Genomic DNA, 17,358 nt, shown 5'->3' with positions numbered 1-17,358 from the left:
GGATCTTCGGGCGGAGCGCGCATTTTCTCGTCGCTCGTCCCCCTTCCGTTGCTCCCCGTCCCATCTCGCCTCCCGCTCGACGCGCTCCTCCAGGTTCCTGTGGAGACCGCGCGCGAGACGAGGCTACCCTGCGCCGCGATGGCCATCCTGACCCCCCTCTCGCTCGCGGATGCCCGCCGCATCGGCGCGCTCTACGGCCTGGAGATCGCCGACGTGCGCGGCCTCCTCGCCGGGAGCGTCAACTCCAACTTCGCGTTGACGCTCGCCGACGGCCGCGGACAGGTGTTCCTGCGGGTCTACGAGGAGCAGCAGCTCGGCGCGGCGTCACGCGAAGCGCGCATGCTCGAGCACCTCGCGGCCGGAGGCGTCGCCACCCCGCAGCCGCTCCGGCGCCGCGACGCGGCGCCCTCCGACAAGGACGCCGCGTCGGCGGGCGCGGCGTTCGTCGCGGAGCACGCTGGAAAGCCGGTCGCGCTGTTCCCGTGGGTCGGGGGAGCGTCGCTCTGCCAGGCGCGCGTCACGCCGGACGCGACCCGCCGCGTCGGCGCGGCCCTGGCGCGGGTGCACCTCGTCGGCGCCTCGTTCGAGGGGGCGAACGCCAGCCGGTTCGACCTCGACGGCCTCGACCAGCGGCTCCGGGGGCTCCGTTCCCCTGCGCCCGCCGCCGGCGCGACGTCGACGGCCCCCGCTCCCGCCCCGGCCCTCCCGCCCGACGTGGCCGCCGCCGTCGACGAGCTCACCGGCCGGCTCGAACGGATCCGCGCCGCGGCGCCGCGGACACCCGGCCCCCAGACGCTGATCCATGGCGACCTCTTCCGCGACAACGTGCTCTGGGAGGCCGGCGAGATCTCGGCGCTGCTCGATTTCGAGAGCGCCTCGCGCGGGAGCGCCGCGTTCGACCTCGCCGTCACGATGCTCGCGTGGTGCTTCGGCGACGATCTCGACCCGGATCTCGTGTCCGCGCTCGCCGCCGGCTACACGGCGGTGCGGCCGCTCTCAACCGAGGAGCGCGACCGTTTGTTCCACGAGAGCGTGATCGCGGCGCTGAGGTTCTCCATCACGCGCATCACCGATTTCGAGCTCCGCCCGAAGGGCAGCGGTGTCTACAAGGACTTCCGGCGCTTCCTTGCGCGGCAGCGGACGCTCGAGCGCCTCGGCCCGGAGGGGCTCCTCGCGCTGCTCGGCGTCTGATCCGCGTCGACTCGCGCCGACGTCTTCCGCTGTCCGATCACCGTCTGCTTACCGTCTGCTTGGCGCCTTCGCCGTCTTCACCGTCTGATTCAGGTCCGATTCAGATGTGAGCGGAGGTCGTCTGTGATTTTGCGTTAACTTCGCTGCGCCTGGCGATGGCGGCGTTGCGCGGTCCCGGCTAGGCCGTTACCTTCGCCGAATGGCACAGGTCGGAACCCTCGATTTCAAGGGCTTCATCGAGAGACGGAAGGGCCAGCGCGCGGGCGGCGGGGACGGCGCGGGCAACGCGTATGCCTACGTGTCCGACAAGAACACGCGGCTCGCCTTCGAGAAGATGCGTCCGGTCGAGCTCGCCGTGACCGCCGCGGTCAGGCTGTTCAAGACGGTCGGCAAGAACGAGCTGCTCGGCCACGCCGTCAAGGTCGGCCCCGCGCAGTTCCCGCGTGTCCACAACCTCGCGGTCCACTGCGCCGAGACGCTCGGGATCGCGACCCCGACGATCTACATCGTCAACAGCCCCACCCTCAACGCGGCCACCTACGGGACGAACGACGACTCGTTCATCATGGTGCACTCGGCGCTGGTCGATCATTTCACCGACGACGAGCTGCTCAGCGTCATCGGCCATGAGTGCGGCCACATCCACAACAGCCACGTGGTCTACCTGACCGCCATGCACTACCTGACGCGGATGGCGTCGGTCTTCGTGAAGTGGATCGTCGGCCCGGCGATGCTCGCGCTCTCCGGCTGGTCGCGCCGGGCCGAGGTCACCTGCGACCGCGCCGGCCTGCTCTGCGCGAAGAGCCTCGACGTCTCGACGCGCGCGCTCACCAAGCTCGCGCTCGGCTCGACCAAGCTGTACGAGGAGCTCAACCTCGAGGCGTTCATCGCCCAGCACGAGGAGGGCAAGGGCGGCGTCGGCAGGTTCGCCGAGTTCACGGCCAGCCACCCGTGGCTGCCGAAGCGCGTCCTCGCGCTCCGGGCCTTCGCCGAGAGCGAGCTCTACAAGCGCCACGCCGGGCTCGGCGCCGGCGGCCTCTCGATGGAGGAGGTCGACGAGAAGGTGCACGAAGTCATCAAGATCTGGGGCTGAGGGGCTCCCGCTCCTGGAAAGGCGCAAGGCCGAGGTAGACGCACATGCTCGAATCCTTCCACAGCCGCAAAGACGACGTGACCGGGGCGCTCAGGGATCTCGTGACGTTCGCCGAGGCCCTCGGCGCCAAGAGCGTCGCGACGCGCATCACGAACGATCTCGTGAAGAAGCTCGACGCCGATCGCTTCCACCTCGTCGTGGTCGGCGAGTTCAACCACGGCAAGACGACGTTCGTGAACGCGCTGCTCGGCGCCTCGATCCTCCCCGTCGGCGTGACGCCCACGACGGCGGTGATCCACCACCTCGAGTACGCGGCCGATCCGCGCGCCGAGGTGGTCTACGCGTCGGGCGAGCGCACCGGCCTGCCGTTCGAGGACGTGCGGGCCTTCACCGTCGGCGGAGAGCGCTCGTCGAGCGCCGGCGAGGTGAAGTTCCTCGAGGTGGGGTACCCGGCCGAGCTCCTGCGCGAGCGCGTGGTCCTCGTCGACACCCCCGGGGTGAACGACCTCTCGCTCCAGCGGGCGGACATCACCTACAGCTACATCCCGCGGTCGGACGCCGTGCTGTTCCTCATCGACGCAGGCCAGCCGCTCAAGGAGAGCGAGCGGGTCTTCCTCCAGGAGAAGCTGCTCGGGCAGTCGCGCGACAAGATCCTGTTCGTCGTGACGAAGCGCGACATCTGGAGCCAGGACGAGGAGGTCGAGGCGCTCGCCTACATCCGGAGCGAGCTCGGGAGGCTCGTGAAATCGCCCGTGGTCTTCCCGATCTCGAGCGAGCGGGCGCTGGAGGGTGATCGGCCCGGCAGCGGGATGCCGGAGCTGCTCGATCACCTGACCCGGTTCCTCGCCGAGGAGCGCGGGCGCATCCTGCTCGACAACGCCCTCGGCGAGGGCCTCGAGTCCGCGCGCCTGCTCGGCAAGGGCGTGGACGCGCGACGGCGGGCGACCGCGATGTCGCGCGAGGAGCTCAGCCGCCGCATCGAGATGATCGAGAAGGATCTGGCCGGCCAGTCGCGCACCATCGAGGAGCGGCGCGCCGGCATCCGCGAGGAGGTGAGCGCCATCCGGGCGTGGGTGCACCGCGACCTCGATCGCTTCGTCGACGATGTGCTCCGGCAGCTCCCGGCGATCATCGACGAGGCCCACACCGACGAGATCAAGGTCTACCTCGGGGCGTTCCTGGAGCGCACGTTCGCCGAGTGGGCGCAGGCCGAGACGAAGGAGATCGCCACGGCGCTCGAGGCGCTCGCCGAGAAGACGATCGCGCTCGTGCGCGAGGACGCGCACGACGTGGCGAAGCGGGTCAGCGAGGCGCTCGGCGGCGACGTGAAGCCGCCGAACGTCGAGGTCGACACGTTCGGCTACGATGTCGGCGTCTTCGCGCTCTTCACCATCGGCCTCGGCGTGATGTTCACGAACGCCCTGCTCGGCGGGATCCTGGCGCTCGCGGCGCCTGTCCTGGCCGTGTACGTGAAGGACAAGGTCGAGGCCGAGACCCGCAAGAAGGCGAAGGAGATGGCGCCGATCGCGCTGCGCGAGGCCGCCACCCGGATCGGGCCGAAGCTCGACGAGATGATCCAGGAGTTCGCGAGCCGGCTCGACGCGTGGGTGGTCACGGCCGGCCAGGAGCTGCACCGGGAGGTCATCGAGGTCCTCAAGGCGGCGCGCGAGGAGCGGGTCCAGGCCGAGCCGAGCAGCGAGAGCCAGCTCAAGGCGTGCGACGCCCAGGCCGAGGCGCTCCAGGCGCTGACGTCGCGCCTGGAGGGGCTGCGGAGCGCGCTCTGGACCGTCGAAAACGGCGAGAGCAGGCCGATCCCTCCGCCCGTGTCCAGCGTGCCCAACGCGCCGGGCGGCTCGGCCTGAGCGGGGCGCACGCCTCCTGACAAGGGAGGAGGCCCGGCTCAGCCCGGCCTCCTCCGCCCTGCGCCGTGGCCATATCCAATCGTCGGGCGCTCATGCGAGAATGCGGCCGTGCAGCTCGACTTCGCAGCCCGTGAAGTGACGATCAAGCTCGTCTATTACGGCCCGGCGCTCAGCGGCAAGACGACGAACCTCGTCTCGCTGCACGGCCTCGCCGGGTCAGACGCTCGCGGACGGCTGATGACGCTCGAGACGCAGGACGATCGCACGCTGTTCTTCGATCTCCTGCCGCTCACCTTCCGCGCGAAGGACGGCGACGTCTCGCTCCGCATCAAGCTGTTCACCGTGCCCGGCCAGCCGATGCACGCCGCCACGCGGAGGCTCGTGCTCCAGGGCGCGGACGGGGTCGCGCTGATCGCCGACTCGCAGATCTCCGAGACGCAGCGCAACGCCGAGGCGTTCTTCGACCTCCGCCAGAACCTGCGGGAGAACGGCCTCGATCTCGCGAGGATGCCGCTCGTCATCCAGTTCAACAAGCGCGACCTGCCCGACATCCGGAGCGACGAGGAGCTGGCGCGGCTCGCCGCGCGGGGCAAGGAGCCGGTGTACAAGGCCGTCGCGACCCGCGGCGTGGGCACGGTGGAGACGCTCATGGGCCTGCTCCACCTCACGTGGGAGACGCTCGATCAGACGCATCAGCTCTCGAAGCGGCTGTCGATCAGCGGCGAGGAGCTCCTGAACAGCGCGGCGCGCCAGCTCGGGGTGACGAGCTCGGTGAACGACCTCCTGGCGAGACGAATGGGCGGCAGCCTCGAGAAGAGCTCCCGGATCGTTCCATGAGGCCCGACGCCCACAAGGGGACGCCGGCGGACTTCGGCCTCGACGACGAGGATCTCCTCAGCATGCCGGGCTCCGCGCCGATACCGTCGGCGCGCGTCGCGGACGGGCCCAGCTCCTCGAAGCGCGACGGCGCGTCCAGCGCGCCTGAGCCCTCGACGCTGCCTCCCCCCGCGGCGGCGCCGGTGGTCGACCTGGTCGGCATCGGCCCCCTCTCGCTCGAGGATCTCGTGGATCGCCAGGCCCTCGGGGAGATGGCGGCGTCCTTTCACAAGCTGTTCGGCCTGCCGATCCGGATCCAATCGATCAACGGCGCGACGCTCGCGGAGTCGGGCGCGCTCGCGCCGCTCCCGCCGCTCGGCGGCTTGACCGGCGAGCAGGAAGGCCGGCGGGCGAGCGTGGCGCCGGCGGATTGGACGGCAAGGCAAGGCGCGTCGGCCGGCAGCGAGGTCGCGGATCCCTGCTTCGAGGGCGCGCTCTACCAGGTGTTCCCGATCGAGTACGACGGGCGTGCGATCGGCCGGTCGATCCTGGGCCCCTACCTCCCCGACGGCCTCGACCAGCCCTCTGCCGCGCAGATCGAGGCGGCGTCCCAGGTCGATCTCGCGCCTGCGGCCGAGGGGCGGCTGCGGATGCCGCGGCTCCGGCCGGAGCGGCTCGGCGCGATCGCGGATCACCTCCGCTCGGTCCTCGATCTGATCCTGTTCAGCGGGCACAAATCGCTCCTCACCTCGACGATGCACGTCGCGTCGATCCGCGAGAGCTTCCGTGAGCTGTCGCAGAAGAACGCCGAGCTGGAGCAGGCGTACGAGCGGCTGAAGGAGCTCGACCGGCTCAAGTCGAACTTCCTGGCCACGGTGTCGCACGAGCTCCGGACCCCGCTCACGTCGATCATGGGGTACAGCGAGATGCTCGCCGAGGGCATCGGCGGGCCTCTGACCGATGAGCAGCGCGAGTTCATCGATACGATCCGGTCGAAGAGCGAGCAGCTGCTCGGGCTCATCATGAGCCTCCTGGATCTCTCGAAGCTGGAGAGCGGCACGTTGATCGTGCATCGCACCGAGGTGGCCGTCGGCCCGGTGCTCGTCGAGGCGGCGTCGACCATCGCGCCGGCTGCCTCGAAGAAGGGCGTCGAGCTCCGGATCCATGCCGAGGACGATCTCCCGCCGGTGCTGGGGGACGGCGACCGGCTGCGCCAGGTGTTCATCAACCTCGTCGAGAACGCGGTGAAGTTCACCGAGGCGGGGGGCGAGGTGCAGCTCGTCGCGCGCGCCGTGAGCGAGGACATGGACGACCTCCCCGGGCTGGTGCTCGTCGCGCCTCTCCAGCAGGCGGTCGAGATCCGCGTCGTGGACACGGGCATCGGCATCCCTGCGGCCGAGCGGCTGAAGGTATTCGACCCGTTCTACCAGATCGATCAGAGCTCGACGCGGGAGCACGGCGGCACGGGGCTTGGTCTCTCGATCGTCAAGCGCCTGGTCGAGGCGCACAGCGGCACGGTGCGCATCGAGCCGAACGAGCCGCGCGGCACCGTGTTCGTGGTCAAGCTGCCCACGGTCGCCGGCTCGCCGGCGAACAGCGTCCTGCCGCCCATCTTCCAATGAGCGGGCGCTCCGAGTGGAAGCGCATCGACATGCTGCGCGCCGTGCTCGGGGCCGCGGCGGGCGATCACGTTCTGTGCGGCATCGGCGACGACGCCGCCATCCTCGCGCCCGTGGCCTCGCGGGGCGGCGTCCTCCCGGGCGCCCCGGAGCCGCTCGTCTGGACGGTCGACAGCGCCGTCGAGGGCGTCCATTTCCGGCGCGATCTCCTGGGCTTCGAGGATCTCGGCTACCGCGCGACGATGGCCGCGGCGAGCGATCTCGCGGCGATGGGGGCGCGCCCTGTCGGCTTGCTGGCCGCGCTGGTGCTTCCTCCGAGCGTGAGCGACGACGAGCTCGGCGCGCTGGCGAGGGGTCAGCGCGCCGCGTGCGACGAGATCGGCACGGCCGTCATCGGCGGGAATCTCTCGCGGGGCGGCGAGATCTCGATCACCACGACGGCGCTCGGCGTCGCGGCTCTGCCGCTCAGGCGCGACGGCGCGCGGCCCGGCGACGCGCTCGCGCTGGCCGGTCCGGTCGGCCTCGCCGCGGCCGGTTTTGCGCTGCTCGATCGCTGCATCGCGCCGGCCAGCGCCGCGGCCGAGCAGGCGATCCACGCGTTCCGCCGCCCGGTAGCGCGCATCGACGCGGGCCTCCGCGCGGCGGCGCGCGCCCGCGCGGCGATCGACGTCTCCGACGGCCTCGTCGCGGACGTGGCGCACCTCGCGCGCGCGAGCGGCGTGCGCGCGCTGCTCGATCCCGCGGCGCTCGTGAGCGCCGACCTCCGCGACGCCGCCGCGCAGCTCGGCCTGGACGCGCTGGATCTGGCGCTCTACGGCGGCGAGGACTACGCCGTCGTGGTCGCGGGCCCCGACGTCGGGGAGCTCGCCGGTTTCGTGGTGATCGGCCGTTGCGTGCCGCGCGAGGAGGGCGCGAGCGACGTGGCGTTGCTCGGCCCGGGCGGGCAGCTCACGAGCCTCGTGGCGCGGGGGTACGACCACTTCGCCTGAGCGGCCAGCGCGGCGACCTCGCTCAGTTGCACTCGGCGGGCGGTGTGGTCCCGGCGAGGCTCGCTCGGATCTGGGTCAGCGCCTTGGCGCGCGGGGTTTTCCCGCTCTTCACGAGCTTCTCGATCCCGGCGCAGAGGTGCGATGCCGTCGCCGCCTTCGACTTGGCTTCCGGCGACTTGCCCGACTTGGTGGCGACCGCGTGGAGCGCTGTGCAACACGCCTGGATGGAGGCACCTCCCCCCCGTGACGTCGTCGCCCCTGTCGCCCCCTCGGCCGTCGCCGCCCCTGCATCGGCTGTCGCCGCAGGCTCGGCGGAAGCCGCCGCCGCGGGCTCCTGCCCCGCTGCGGGCTCCTGCGTCGCCGCCGCCGTCGGTGTCGCAGCGGGCGTCGGTGTCGCCGTCGGCACCGGATCGGCCGCCACGGGCGCGACCGTCGGCGTGGGCGCGGGGATCGTCTCCGGCTCTGCTTCTTCTTTCCGGCAGGAGCTCGACAGGATGCTGCAGGCAAGAACGGCGAAGGCGATGGACGAACGCGACCGGATCATGCCCGTCTTCTACAGAGCTTCTCCGAGCGCATCCATACGGCTGCCCGAGTACAAGCCTGTACGGCCCCACCCGCAGCGCTCCCGCGCCCGCCTCCCCCCAACCGCTCCGCGATCGCCCCCCCCTTCCCCCCCAAGTCGGCGGGGGTGGGGGTGACGAGGGAGGGGCCGGCGGGGGAGGGCCCCACGAATCCGAGCGCCGGCCCGCATCGCAGCGAACCCTCTCAGACCCGTCTCCCCCGTTCACGAGGCAACAGCCACGAAAAGGCGCGAGTTCGTGGGAGGGCCCCCCGCCGGCCCCTCCCTCGTCACCCCCACCCCCGCCCGTCGCAGCTCAGCTGCATCCCATGCTGTTGCCGCAGTTGAGGCACTTGTAGCAGGCCCCGTTCCTCACCGTGATGTGCCCGCAGCCGTCGCAGACCGGCGCGTCGCCCATCATGTCCTCGAGCTGCGCGTCGAGCGCGCTCGCCGCCCGTCCCCCGCCCTCGACCAGCGCCGCCGCGGCCGACGCCGTTTGCGAGAACGACGCCGCGCCGCTCTCCTGCGCCCGCGACTCGACCGGGTCCTCCATGGCCGAGCTGACCGGCTGGACGTGGGCGAGATCGTAGCGGTTCAGGTACTCGACCCCGAGCACGCGGAAGAGGTAGTCCACGATCGACGTCGACATCTTCACGTAGTCGTGCCCCTCGACGATGCCCTGCGGCTCGAAGCGGGTGAAGGTGTACTGCTCGACGAAGGTCTCGAGCGGCACGCCGTACTGGAGCCCGATCGACACCGCCATCGCGAAGCAGTTCATGATCGAGCGGAACGCGGCGCCCTCCTTGTGGAGGTCGATGAAGATCTCGCCCAGCGTCCCGTCGTCGTACTCGCCGGTTCGGACGTAGATCTTGTGCCCGCCGACGCGCGCCTCCTGCGTGAAGCCCTTGCGCTTCCTGGGCAGGCGGAACCGCTCGGGCGCCGCCGCCGAGGGCGAGCGCGGGCGCGCCAGCGCGGTCGCTGCCTGGACGATGGGCGCGGGGACCTCGGCCTTGTCGGCCTTGCCCTTGCTCTCCTTGCTGTCGCTCGAGCTCGAGGTCGACGAGAGCGGCTGCGACGCCTTGCAGCCGTCGCGGTAGAGCGCGACCGCCTTGAGCCCGAGGCGCCACCCCTCCTCGTAGATCCGCTGCACCTCCTCGACCGTCGCGTCGTTCGGCAGGTTCACGGTCTTCGAGATGGCGCCGGACAGGAACGGCTGCGCCGCCGCCATCATGCGGACGTGCGCCATCGGCGCGAGGTACCGCCGGCCCTTCTTGCCGCAGCGGTTGGCGCAGTCGAACACCGCGTAGTGCTCCTCGCGCAGGTGCGGCGCCCCCTCCACCGTCATGCGGCCGATGATCGTCTCGTTCGCCTCCTCGATCTCCGCGGCCGAGAAGCCGAGGTGCTGGAGCAGCGAGAAGCCGAAGCGCGCCCGCGACTCCTTGGAGACGCCGAGCCTGTCATAGGCCTCCTCGCCGAGGATCCAGGGGCCGAAGGCGAGATCCAGATCGAAGACGCCGGGGATCGCGGCCTCGACCTTCGCGAGGTCGTCGCTCGTGAGCCCCCGCGCCTTGAGCGACGCCCGGTTCACGTGCGGCGCCGCCAGGAGCGTGTTCGTGCCGGAGACGTAGGCGACGATCTCCTGCACCTCGGCCTCGGGGTAGCCGAGCCGCCGGAGCGCCTCGGGCACGGACTGGTTCACGATCTTGAAGTAGCCGCCGCCGGCGAGCTTCTTGAACTTCACGAGCGAGAAGTCGGGCTCGATGCCCGTCGTGTCGCAGTCCATCAGGAGGCCGATGGTGCCGGTCGGGGCGAGCACCGTCGCCTGGGCGTTGCGGTAGCCGTGCTCCTGCCCGATCCGGACCGCCTCGTCCCAGTCGGCGCACGCGGCCCGCCAGAGCGACTCCGGGCAGCGGTCGCGGTCGATCGCGTAGGCGGCGTCCCGGTGCATGCCCATCACCCGGAGCATCGGCTCGCGGTTCCTGGCGAAGCCGGCGAACGGCCCCTTCGCGGCGGCCATCTCCGCCGAGACCCGGTAGGCGTGGCCGCAGAGGATCGCGGTGAGCGCGCCCGCGACCGACCGCCCCTGATCGGAGTCGTACGGGATGCCCTGCAGCATGAGCAGGGTGCCGAGGTTGGCGTAACCGAGCCCGAGCGGGCGGTAGTCGTGCGAGTTCTTCGCGATGCCGCGGGTCGGGTACGCCGAGAAGTCGACGAGGATCTCCTGCGCGACGAAGAACACCCGGACCGCGTGGCGGTAGCCCTCGATGTCGAACGAGCCGTCCTGGCGGAGGAACTTGGTGAGGTTCAGGCTCGCCAGGTTGCAGGCCGAGTCGTCGAGGAACATGTACTCCGAGCACGGGTTCGAGGCGTTGATGCGCGCCGTGTTCGGGCAGGTGTGCCAGCGGTTGATGGTCGTGTCGTACTGCACGCCCGGATCGGCGCAGCCCCACGCCGCCTCGGCGATCTGGCGCCAGAGATCCTTGGCGCTCAGCGTGTCGACGACCTCGCCGGTCGTCCGGGAGCGCGTCTCCCACGCCGCGCCCGTCGCCGCCGCGCGCATGAACTCGTCGCTCACGCGCACGGAGTTGTTCGAGTTCTGCCCGCTCACCGTGTGGTACGCCTCGCCGTTGAAGTCGGAGGGGTACCCCGCGCCGATGAGCGCCATCGCCTTCTTCTCCTCGCGGACCTTCCACTGGATGAAGTCGACGATCTCCGGGTGGTCCATGTCGAGGCAGACCATCTTCGCGGCGCGCCGCGTCGTGCCGCCGCTCTTGGTCGCGCCGGCGGCGCGGTCGAACACCTCGAGGAAGCTCATGAGCCCCGAGCTCGTCCCGCCGCCCGAGAGCTTCTCCTGCTTCCCGCGGATCGCGCTGAAGTTCGTCCCCGTCCCGGACCCGTACTTGAACAGCCGGGCCTCGCTCTTCACGAGGTCGTAGATGCTCATCAGGTCGTCCTGGACCGCCTGGATGAAGCACGCGGAGCACTGCGGCCGCTCGTAGGCGTTCCGGGTCTCGACGATGTCGTCGACCGCGCCCGCCCCGTTCGTTCGGGGCGCCGACGCCTTCCCGTTGGCGCTCCCGTTCCCCGCGTCGGCCGAGGCCTCGTTCCAGGCGTAGTTGCCGCCCGACCCCTCGATACCGTACCGGTGATAGAGCCCGCAGTTGAACCAGACGGGCGAGTTGAACGCGCCGTACTGGTGGACGAGCAGGTAGGCGAGCTCCGCCTCGAAGGTGTCCGCGTCCTTCGCCGAGGCGAAGTAGCCACCGAAGTGCTCACCCGCCTCGCGGATGGTGCGCGCCAGCCGGTGGACGACCTGGCGGACGCTGGTCTCGCCTAGCTCCTTCTTGCCGTGGATCCCCGCCTTGCGGAAGTACTTGGAGACGACGATGTCGGTCGCTAGTTGCGACCAGCCGGCGGGGATCTCGGCCCCTTCCATCTTGAAGACGACCGAGCCGTCGGGGTTGGTGATGACGCTGGATCGGCGCTCCCAGGTGACCTCATCGAGCGGATCCGCGGCCCGGTGCGTGAACCGCCGGTCGAACCCGAGCCCGCGGGCGCGCGAGGCCCCTTTCTTGGCGCCCTTCTTCGAGGCTGCGCCGTCGACCTGCGCCTTGGCGGCCCCCCCGGTCACCGGACGAGCCCCCCCCTCTTCCTTCGTCCGTGCCGTCATCTTGCCGTTCCCGGCGGGGAGCTTACCGCCGTCACCCACAACTGCCGACTGGGCCATTTCCAAGTCCTCCTGTGAACCACCGCACCTGGCGGTGACCCGGGTCCTACCGAAAGCACAAAGAGTTCCCTGGAGAACGACGAGGCCTCATCGCCTCGATCTCCACAGGTCTCGTCGCTTCTCCCCTACTACCTGCTCAAACGTTCCGTCTTCAGACCAGTGAGCATAGTTTCAGGTGCCATGCCTGAAAGGCGTGCGCCGACATGCGGGAGCGCCTGACCGCTTGCTATCCAAACTCGCGAACGGTCCGTGCGTCAAGGAGAACCGCTACATGTTGGGATCTCCCTCCGAACAGGGCCCACATATAGGGCCTCTCTGTCCGGTACGGGATTCCTAGCGATCCGTGATCAGTTCTGAACAGGTGCTACCCACCGCGCGCACAGATTACGCACAGCTTCTCCCGCGAGAAAATCCGTCTCTTCCCTGGAATGCGCCTAACCAACCACCGGCTCCTCCATCGAGCCAGGCGTGGCATGGGCGCGCGCCGGGCGCGCTGGGGCCCCGCCGGCCGTCGCCGTCTAGTCGAGATCGTCGGCCTCAGCGCAGTACGCGAGCACCCGCTCCCCCTCGCAGTGGATGGCGAGCGCCACCTCCTGGGCGATCCCGCGGAGCCCGACGAGCTCGAGCAGCGTGGGCACCGGCGCCGGCAGCAGCGGTGGAGGTGGGATGTACCGCGACGCGCGCACGATGGCCGGCTCGATGGCGGCCGCCTTGGGCCCGATCATCTGGCGCAGCTCGTGGAGCGCCCGCTCGAACCCGCCGAGCATGTCGACGAGGCCGCGCGCCTGCGCGTCGGCGCCGCTGTAGACGCGCCCCTGCGCGAGCGGCTCGATCTCCTCGACCGGGCGGCGGCGGCCGCGGGCGACGACGCGGAGGAACGCCGCGTAGATCGCGTCGAGCTCGCGCTCCACCACCGCCCGCTCCCCCGCGTCGAGCTTGCGCGACGGCGAGAACAGATCGGCCCGCGCGCCGCGCTTCACGACGTCGGTCGAGATGCCGAGGCGCTCGAGCAGCGGACCGAGCGCGAAGCGCGCCGAGACCACGCCGATGCTCCCCGTGATCGTCTGCGGCTGCGCGACGATCGCGTGCGCGGCCGCCGCCACGTAGTAGCCGCCGCTCGCCGCCACGTTCGATAGGCACGCGACGACGGGCTTCACCTCGGCGAGGCGGGTGACCTCGTGGTGGATCCTGTCGGACGCGAGCGCGGAGCCGCCCGGCGAGTCGACGTGGAGGATGACCCCCTGGACGCGCGGGTTCTGCCGCGCCGCGCGCAGGCTCGCGACGAGCCGCTCCTCGCTGGCCAGGGAGGCGCCCCGGAAGCGGGCGCGGCTGACGATCGCGCCGTGCACCTCGATGACGCCGAGGACGGGCCGAGGCCACACCGGCGTCATCGAGAGGGCGCGCCGCGCGCCCAGGTAGCGGCCCGCCGACACGAGGCGCTTCTTCGAATGCCGCGCGGCATCAAGAGCTCCTGCGCCTCCGCCGCCCGATGCGCGGTCCGCGTTCTCCGCGCCGATCTCGGCGCGGCGCGGCGCCGCTGTCGCGCAGGGGAGCGACCCCGCCGCGAGCATGTGCTCGAGCTCGTCCTCGTACGCGACCGCGTCGACGATGCCTCGCGCGACGGCCTGCACCGCGCCGAAGGGCGCCTCGTCGATCCACAGCGCGGCCGTCTCGCGATCGACGCGGCGCCCCTGGGCGAGCGCCGCGGTCAGGTCCCCGAGGCGCCCGTCGAGCAGGGCGCCCACCTGCTCGCGCTGCGCGGCGCTCATCGTGTCCCGCACGAGCACCTCGCCGGCGTTCTTGTACATCCCCTTCGCGAACACCTCGGGCTCGACGCCGACCTGCTCCAGCGCGCGGCGCACGTAGCGGCCCTCCACCGCGAACCCGAGCGGCGACACCATCGTCTCGGGCCCGACGACGATGGCCCGCGCGGCCGAGGCGAGCAGGAGCATCGTGGTGTCGGCGCCCATCGGCAGGTAGGCGACGATGTCCTTGCCCCCGGCTCGGATCTCGAGGAGCGCGTCCCGCAGCGAGGCCGCCACCGCCGGCCCCGCGTGCACCGACCGCATCCGGAGGAGCAGCCCCGCCGGGCGCGGATCCTTCATCAGGTGCTTGCCGAGCTCGCGGACGCGCTCCACCGAGAGCGGAGCCCTCTTCCTCCGACGCCACGGGAGCGCGAGGCGGACCCGGGGGGGCTGCAGGTCGACCACGCGGCCATCGATTTCGAGGACGACGTACCCGCCCCGGGGTGCAGCAAACGCCCAGCGGAGCGCGCTGACGGGGAGCAGCAGCAGGCGGAGGAGATTGACGAGCAGGGCAGCGATCACCGGAGGCTCCTCGGAATCAGGGGATGGGCGACGGAAAGGCGGCTCGGCGTCCGCCGGCGGTCACGATGGGGTGGGGGGAGACGGGGGTGGGGGGAAACAGGGTGTGCAGGAACCGGTCCGCGCGGCACGAGATCCGGTGGTGAGGTCGGCGCCGCCTGGCCCCGGCGCTGGAACTGGAAAGAGAGAGCGTGACGCAAGGGGCCACCCTGTGGCTACACTGTCGCTCCAAGTTTCGAAGGGGACGGCGAGCCGATGTGGGTTACGTCTTGAAGCAGTCGTCCTCTCTCTTTCAGACCAGCTCAGCAAGCCGCGGGCCGTAGGCCCCCCGGCGCCCTGGGTGGCAGACCCCCTCCATCGAACGTGCATCCCGAGCAGAGCGCCCCCGCCCCGAGCCAGCTCCCCCCGCCAGCGCCGTCCACCCTGCGGCTCGTGCCCCTCGGAGGGCTCGGCGAGGTGGGGATGAACTGCCTCGCGCTCCAGCAGGCCGATGGGCTGCTGCTCATCGACTGCGGGGTGACGTTCCCGAGCACGGACCTCGGCGTCGACGTGTATCACCCGCGCTTCGATCACGTGCTCGCGCTCCGTGATCAGGTGCGCGGCATCGTGCTGACGCACGGCCACGAGGATCACATCGGCGGGCTGCCGTTCCTCCTGCGTCACCTCGACGTCCCGGTCTGGGGCCCGCCGCACGCGCTGGAGCTCGTGCGCTACCGGCTCGCGGAGCACGCGCTCGAGGACAAGGTGCGCCTGCTGCCCACGCAGGTCGGGCGCGAGGTCGCGATCGGCGGCTTCGTCGTGGAGCCGCTCCGGGTGACGCACTCGATCGTCGACGCGACGGCGCTCGCGATCCACACGGCCGCGGGGCTCGTCGTCCATACCGGGGACTTCAAGCTGGACCCGACGCCGCTCGACGGCGAGCCGACCGACGAGGCCCGCTTCCGCGCGCTCGGCGACGCCGGCGTCCGGCTGCTCCTGTCCGACAGCACCAACGTGGACTCGCCCGGCGAGGCGGGGAGCGAGCGCGCCGTCGCCCACGCGCTGGCGGAGCTCGTCGAGACCGCGCCGGCGCGCGTCGTTGTCGGCGTCTTCGCCTCGAACGTCCAGCGCCTCCTCGCCCTCGGTCAGGCCGCGGTCCGCGCGCGCCGCAAGATCTGCCTGCTCGGCCGCAGCGTGCAGACGCACGTGCGGGCCGCGCAGACCGTGGGGAGGCTACCGTGGCCGAGCGACCTGCTCGTCCCGCCCGAGGTCGCCTCCTCGATGCCGCGCGAGCGGCTCCTCGTCATCGCGAGCGGCACGCAGGCCGAGCGGGCCTCCACGCTGACGCGGTTCGCCTCGGGGACGCACCCGCTCCTGCGCCTCGAAGAGGGGGATCGGGTCGTGCTCTCGAGCCGCGTCATCCCGGGCAACGACCGCCCGGTCGTCGACATGATGGCCGGGCTGCTCCGCCTCGGCGTCGAGCTCGTGACGTGGTCGACGGATCGGCGCGTCCACGCGAGCGGGCACGCGCACCGGACGGAGCAGGCGCGCATGATCGACCTCACCCAGCCGCGCAGCTTCCTCCCCGTGCACGGCGCGCTGCACCACCTGACGCGGCACGCTGAGCTCGCGCGGGAGCGCGGCGTGTCCGAGGTGCTCGTCGCCGAGAACGGCCACGTCGTCGAGATCGGCAAGACGCAGCCGCTCGGCCGGAGCGGCCGGGCCGTCACCGGCCGGGTGGCGACGGCGGGCGGCGAGGAGCTCGGGGAGGAGGTCCTCCGGGAGCGAGCGAACCTCGGTCGCTCCGGGGTGGCCTTCGTGTCGCTGGTCGTCGATGTGCACGGCGCCCTCGCGGCGCCGCCGCAGGTCCTCGCCCGCGGGGTCACCGGGGAGCTCGAGGGCGGCGCGCTGAGGGCCGCGGCGCGCGCGGTCGCGCAGGCGGTGAACGACTGCGAGCCGCGCGCGCGGCGCCGCGACAACGACATCATCGAGATCGCCCGGCTCGCGGCGCGCCGGACGCTCGAGGCGAAGCTCGGGAGGCGCCCGCTGGTGACGGTGGCGCTCACGCGCCTGTGACGGCGCTCGAGGGGAGCCCCCCGCCCTCGGGCGGCGATGGCGCCGGAGCCAGCGACGGCGGCGGCGCGAGGCTCTCCGCGCGAGATTTCCTGGGTCCGGTGCTGCTCTCCCACATCGAGCGCGTCCGCGCCGATGCGCGGCGCGTCGTCGCCGCGAGCGAGCAGGGCGAGAGCACGGAGCCGGACGCGGAGGCTGTGCACGACTTCCGGGTCTCGCTTCGCCGGCTCCGGACGCTGCTCAAGCCGGCGCGACGCATCTACGGCAGGAGGCGGCTCCGCCCCGTGGCCGAAGGGCTCCGCGAGTTCGCCCGGGCGACCGGCGCGCTGCGCGACGAGGAGGTGCTGCGCGAGACGCTCACCGCGCTCGATCTGGACGAGGCGGCCCGGGCAGCGGTCGCAGGATGGGTCGCGCAGCGCGCGCGCCGCGAGCGCGAGGCGAGGGCCCACATCGTCGAGCTGCTCCGGCAGGATCGCCCGGACGACGCGGGCGCGACGCGGGCCGACGCGCCGGCCGCGGGCGACGCGGGCGCGACGCAGGTCGAGGCGCCGGCCGCGGGCGAAACGGGCGCGACGCAGGTCGACGCGCCGGCCGCGGGCGAGCGGCTCCGGCTGGAGCCTCACCTCGCGCGCCTCGAGCGGCGCATCTCGCGCCGGAAAGCGAGGAAGCGCGGCGCCGAGGCGCTCGCGAGGCGAGCGATCGGTGATGCCCTGGACGACGTGAGCGCGCTCGCCGCGAGCGACCCGGGCGACGGCGCGGCCATGCACGCGCTCCGGATCCGCTTCAAACGGCTGCGCTACTCCGCGGAGACGTTCTCGCCGCTCTTCGGAGAGCGCGCCGAGCGCACCGCGAAATCCGCGTCACGGATGCAGCGCCGCCTCGGCCAGCTGCACGACGCCGACGAGGCGCTCGCGCAGATAAGGAGCGCTGAGGAGCTGCCGCCCGGCGCGCTCGCTGCCGTCATCGAGGCGCTCGCCGCAGAGCGGGCGCGGCTCGCTCACAAGGCGACGGAGGAGCTCGCGCGGGAGCTCGAGACGCTCACATCGCTCTGGTCGGGCGATCCCCGCGCGCTCCCGAGCGGATGACGCAGCGCACGGGGCGCGGTGCAGCAAGGAGCGCCGCAGCA

11 protein-coding genes are annotated in these 17,358 nt (G+C 71.8%); 8 read left to right on the top strand and 3 right to left on the bottom strand.

Features of this window, described 5'->3' with window-relative positions; all coding sequences use genetic code 11:
* The first annotated feature begins 138 nt into the window (after window positions 1-138).
* The 6 genes from WMF11_RS02220 to thiL all read left to right on the top strand — a co-directional run bounded on the left by WMF11_RS02220 (window position 139) and on the right by thiL (window position 7,570).
* Entirely contained in the window at window positions 139-1,191 is a 1,053-nt protein-coding gene (locus tag WMF11_RS02220; protein WP_437976263.1) for a homoserine kinase, read from the top strand.
* Window positions 1,192-1,390: 199 nt separating this feature from the next.
* Window positions 1,391-2,284 (top strand): M48 family metallopeptidase, encoded by an 894-nt coding sequence (locus tag WMF11_RS02215; protein ID WP_012233023.1) that lies wholly within the window; start codon window positions 1,391-1,393, stop codon window positions 2,282-2,284.
* 44 nt (window positions 2,285-2,328) lie between these two features.
* The gene (locus WMF11_RS02210) at window positions 2,329-4,146 is read left to right on the top strand and encodes a dynamin family protein (RefSeq protein WP_437976262.1); all 1,818 of its coding nucleotides are present in this window, start codon (window positions 2,329-2,331) and stop codon (window positions 4,144-4,146) included.
* A 108-nt stretch (window positions 4,147-4,254) separates the two neighbouring features.
* Window positions 4,255-4,983, top strand: a complete 729-nt coding sequence (locus WMF11_RS02205) for a GTP-binding protein (protein WP_012233021.1) — start codon at window positions 4,255-4,257, stop codon at window positions 4,981-4,983.
* Window positions 4,980-6,584, top strand: a complete 1,605-nt coding sequence (locus WMF11_RS02200; protein WP_437976261.1) for a sensor histidine kinase — start codon at window positions 4,980-4,982, stop codon at window positions 6,582-6,584. The genes WMF11_RS02205 and WMF11_RS02200 overlap by 4 nt, the downstream gene beginning before the upstream one ends.
* Window positions 6,581-7,570, top strand: a complete 990-nt coding sequence (gene thiL, locus WMF11_RS02195) for a thiamine-phosphate kinase (RefSeq protein ID WP_437906784.1) — start codon at window positions 6,581-6,583, stop codon at window positions 7,568-7,570. Before WMF11_RS02200 ends, thiL begins: the two co-directional genes overlap by 4 nt.
* A 22-nt stretch (window positions 7,571-7,592) precedes the next feature.
* On the opposite strand, the gene WMF11_RS02190 is transcribed toward thiL, so the two are convergent.
* From WMF11_RS02190 to sppA, 3 genes are all read right to left on the bottom strand, one after another.
* Complete coding sequence (locus tag WMF11_RS02190; protein ID WP_437976260.1) at window positions 7,593-8,114, bottom strand: hypothetical protein; 522 nt, start codon at window positions 8,112-8,114, stop codon at window positions 7,593-7,595.
* A gap of 331 nt (window positions 8,115-8,445) precedes the next feature.
* The gene (locus WMF11_RS02185) at window positions 8,446-11,856 is read right to left on the bottom strand and encodes a vitamin B12-dependent ribonucleotide reductase (protein WP_437906782.1); all 3,411 of its coding nucleotides are present in this window, start codon (window positions 11,854-11,856) and stop codon (window positions 8,446-8,448) included.
* 518 nt (window positions 11,857-12,374) lie between these two features.
* Complete coding sequence (gene sppA, locus WMF11_RS02180) at window positions 12,375-14,183, bottom strand: signal peptide peptidase SppA (protein WP_437549066.1); 1,809 nt, start codon at window positions 14,181-14,183, stop codon at window positions 12,375-12,377.
* Window positions 14,184-14,543: 360 nt separating this feature from the next.
* On the opposite strand from sppA, the gene WMF11_RS02175 reads away from it, so the two are divergent.
* Window positions 14,544-16,235: a ribonuclease J gene (locus tag WMF11_RS02175; RefSeq protein ID WP_437549065.1), complete on the top strand. Its 1,692-nt coding sequence runs from the start codon at window positions 14,544-14,546 to the stop codon at window positions 16,233-16,235.
* Complete coding sequence (locus WMF11_RS02170; protein WP_437976259.1) at window positions 16,232-17,317, top strand: CHAD domain-containing protein; 1,086 nt, start codon at window positions 16,232-16,234, stop codon at window positions 17,315-17,317. Before WMF11_RS02175 ends, WMF11_RS02170 begins: the two co-directional genes overlap by 4 nt.
* Window positions 17,318-17,358 lie beyond the last annotated feature (41 nt).

It is taken from the genome of Sorangium sp. So ce295, assembly GCF_051527405.1.
In the GTDB taxonomy this organism is placed as follows: Bacteria; Myxococcota_A; Polyangia; order Polyangiales; family Polyangiaceae; genus Sorangium; species Sorangium cellulosum_B.
The sequence above is the reverse complement of the archived record's forward strand: the minus strand, read 5'-3'. Positions and strand labels throughout refer to the sequence as shown.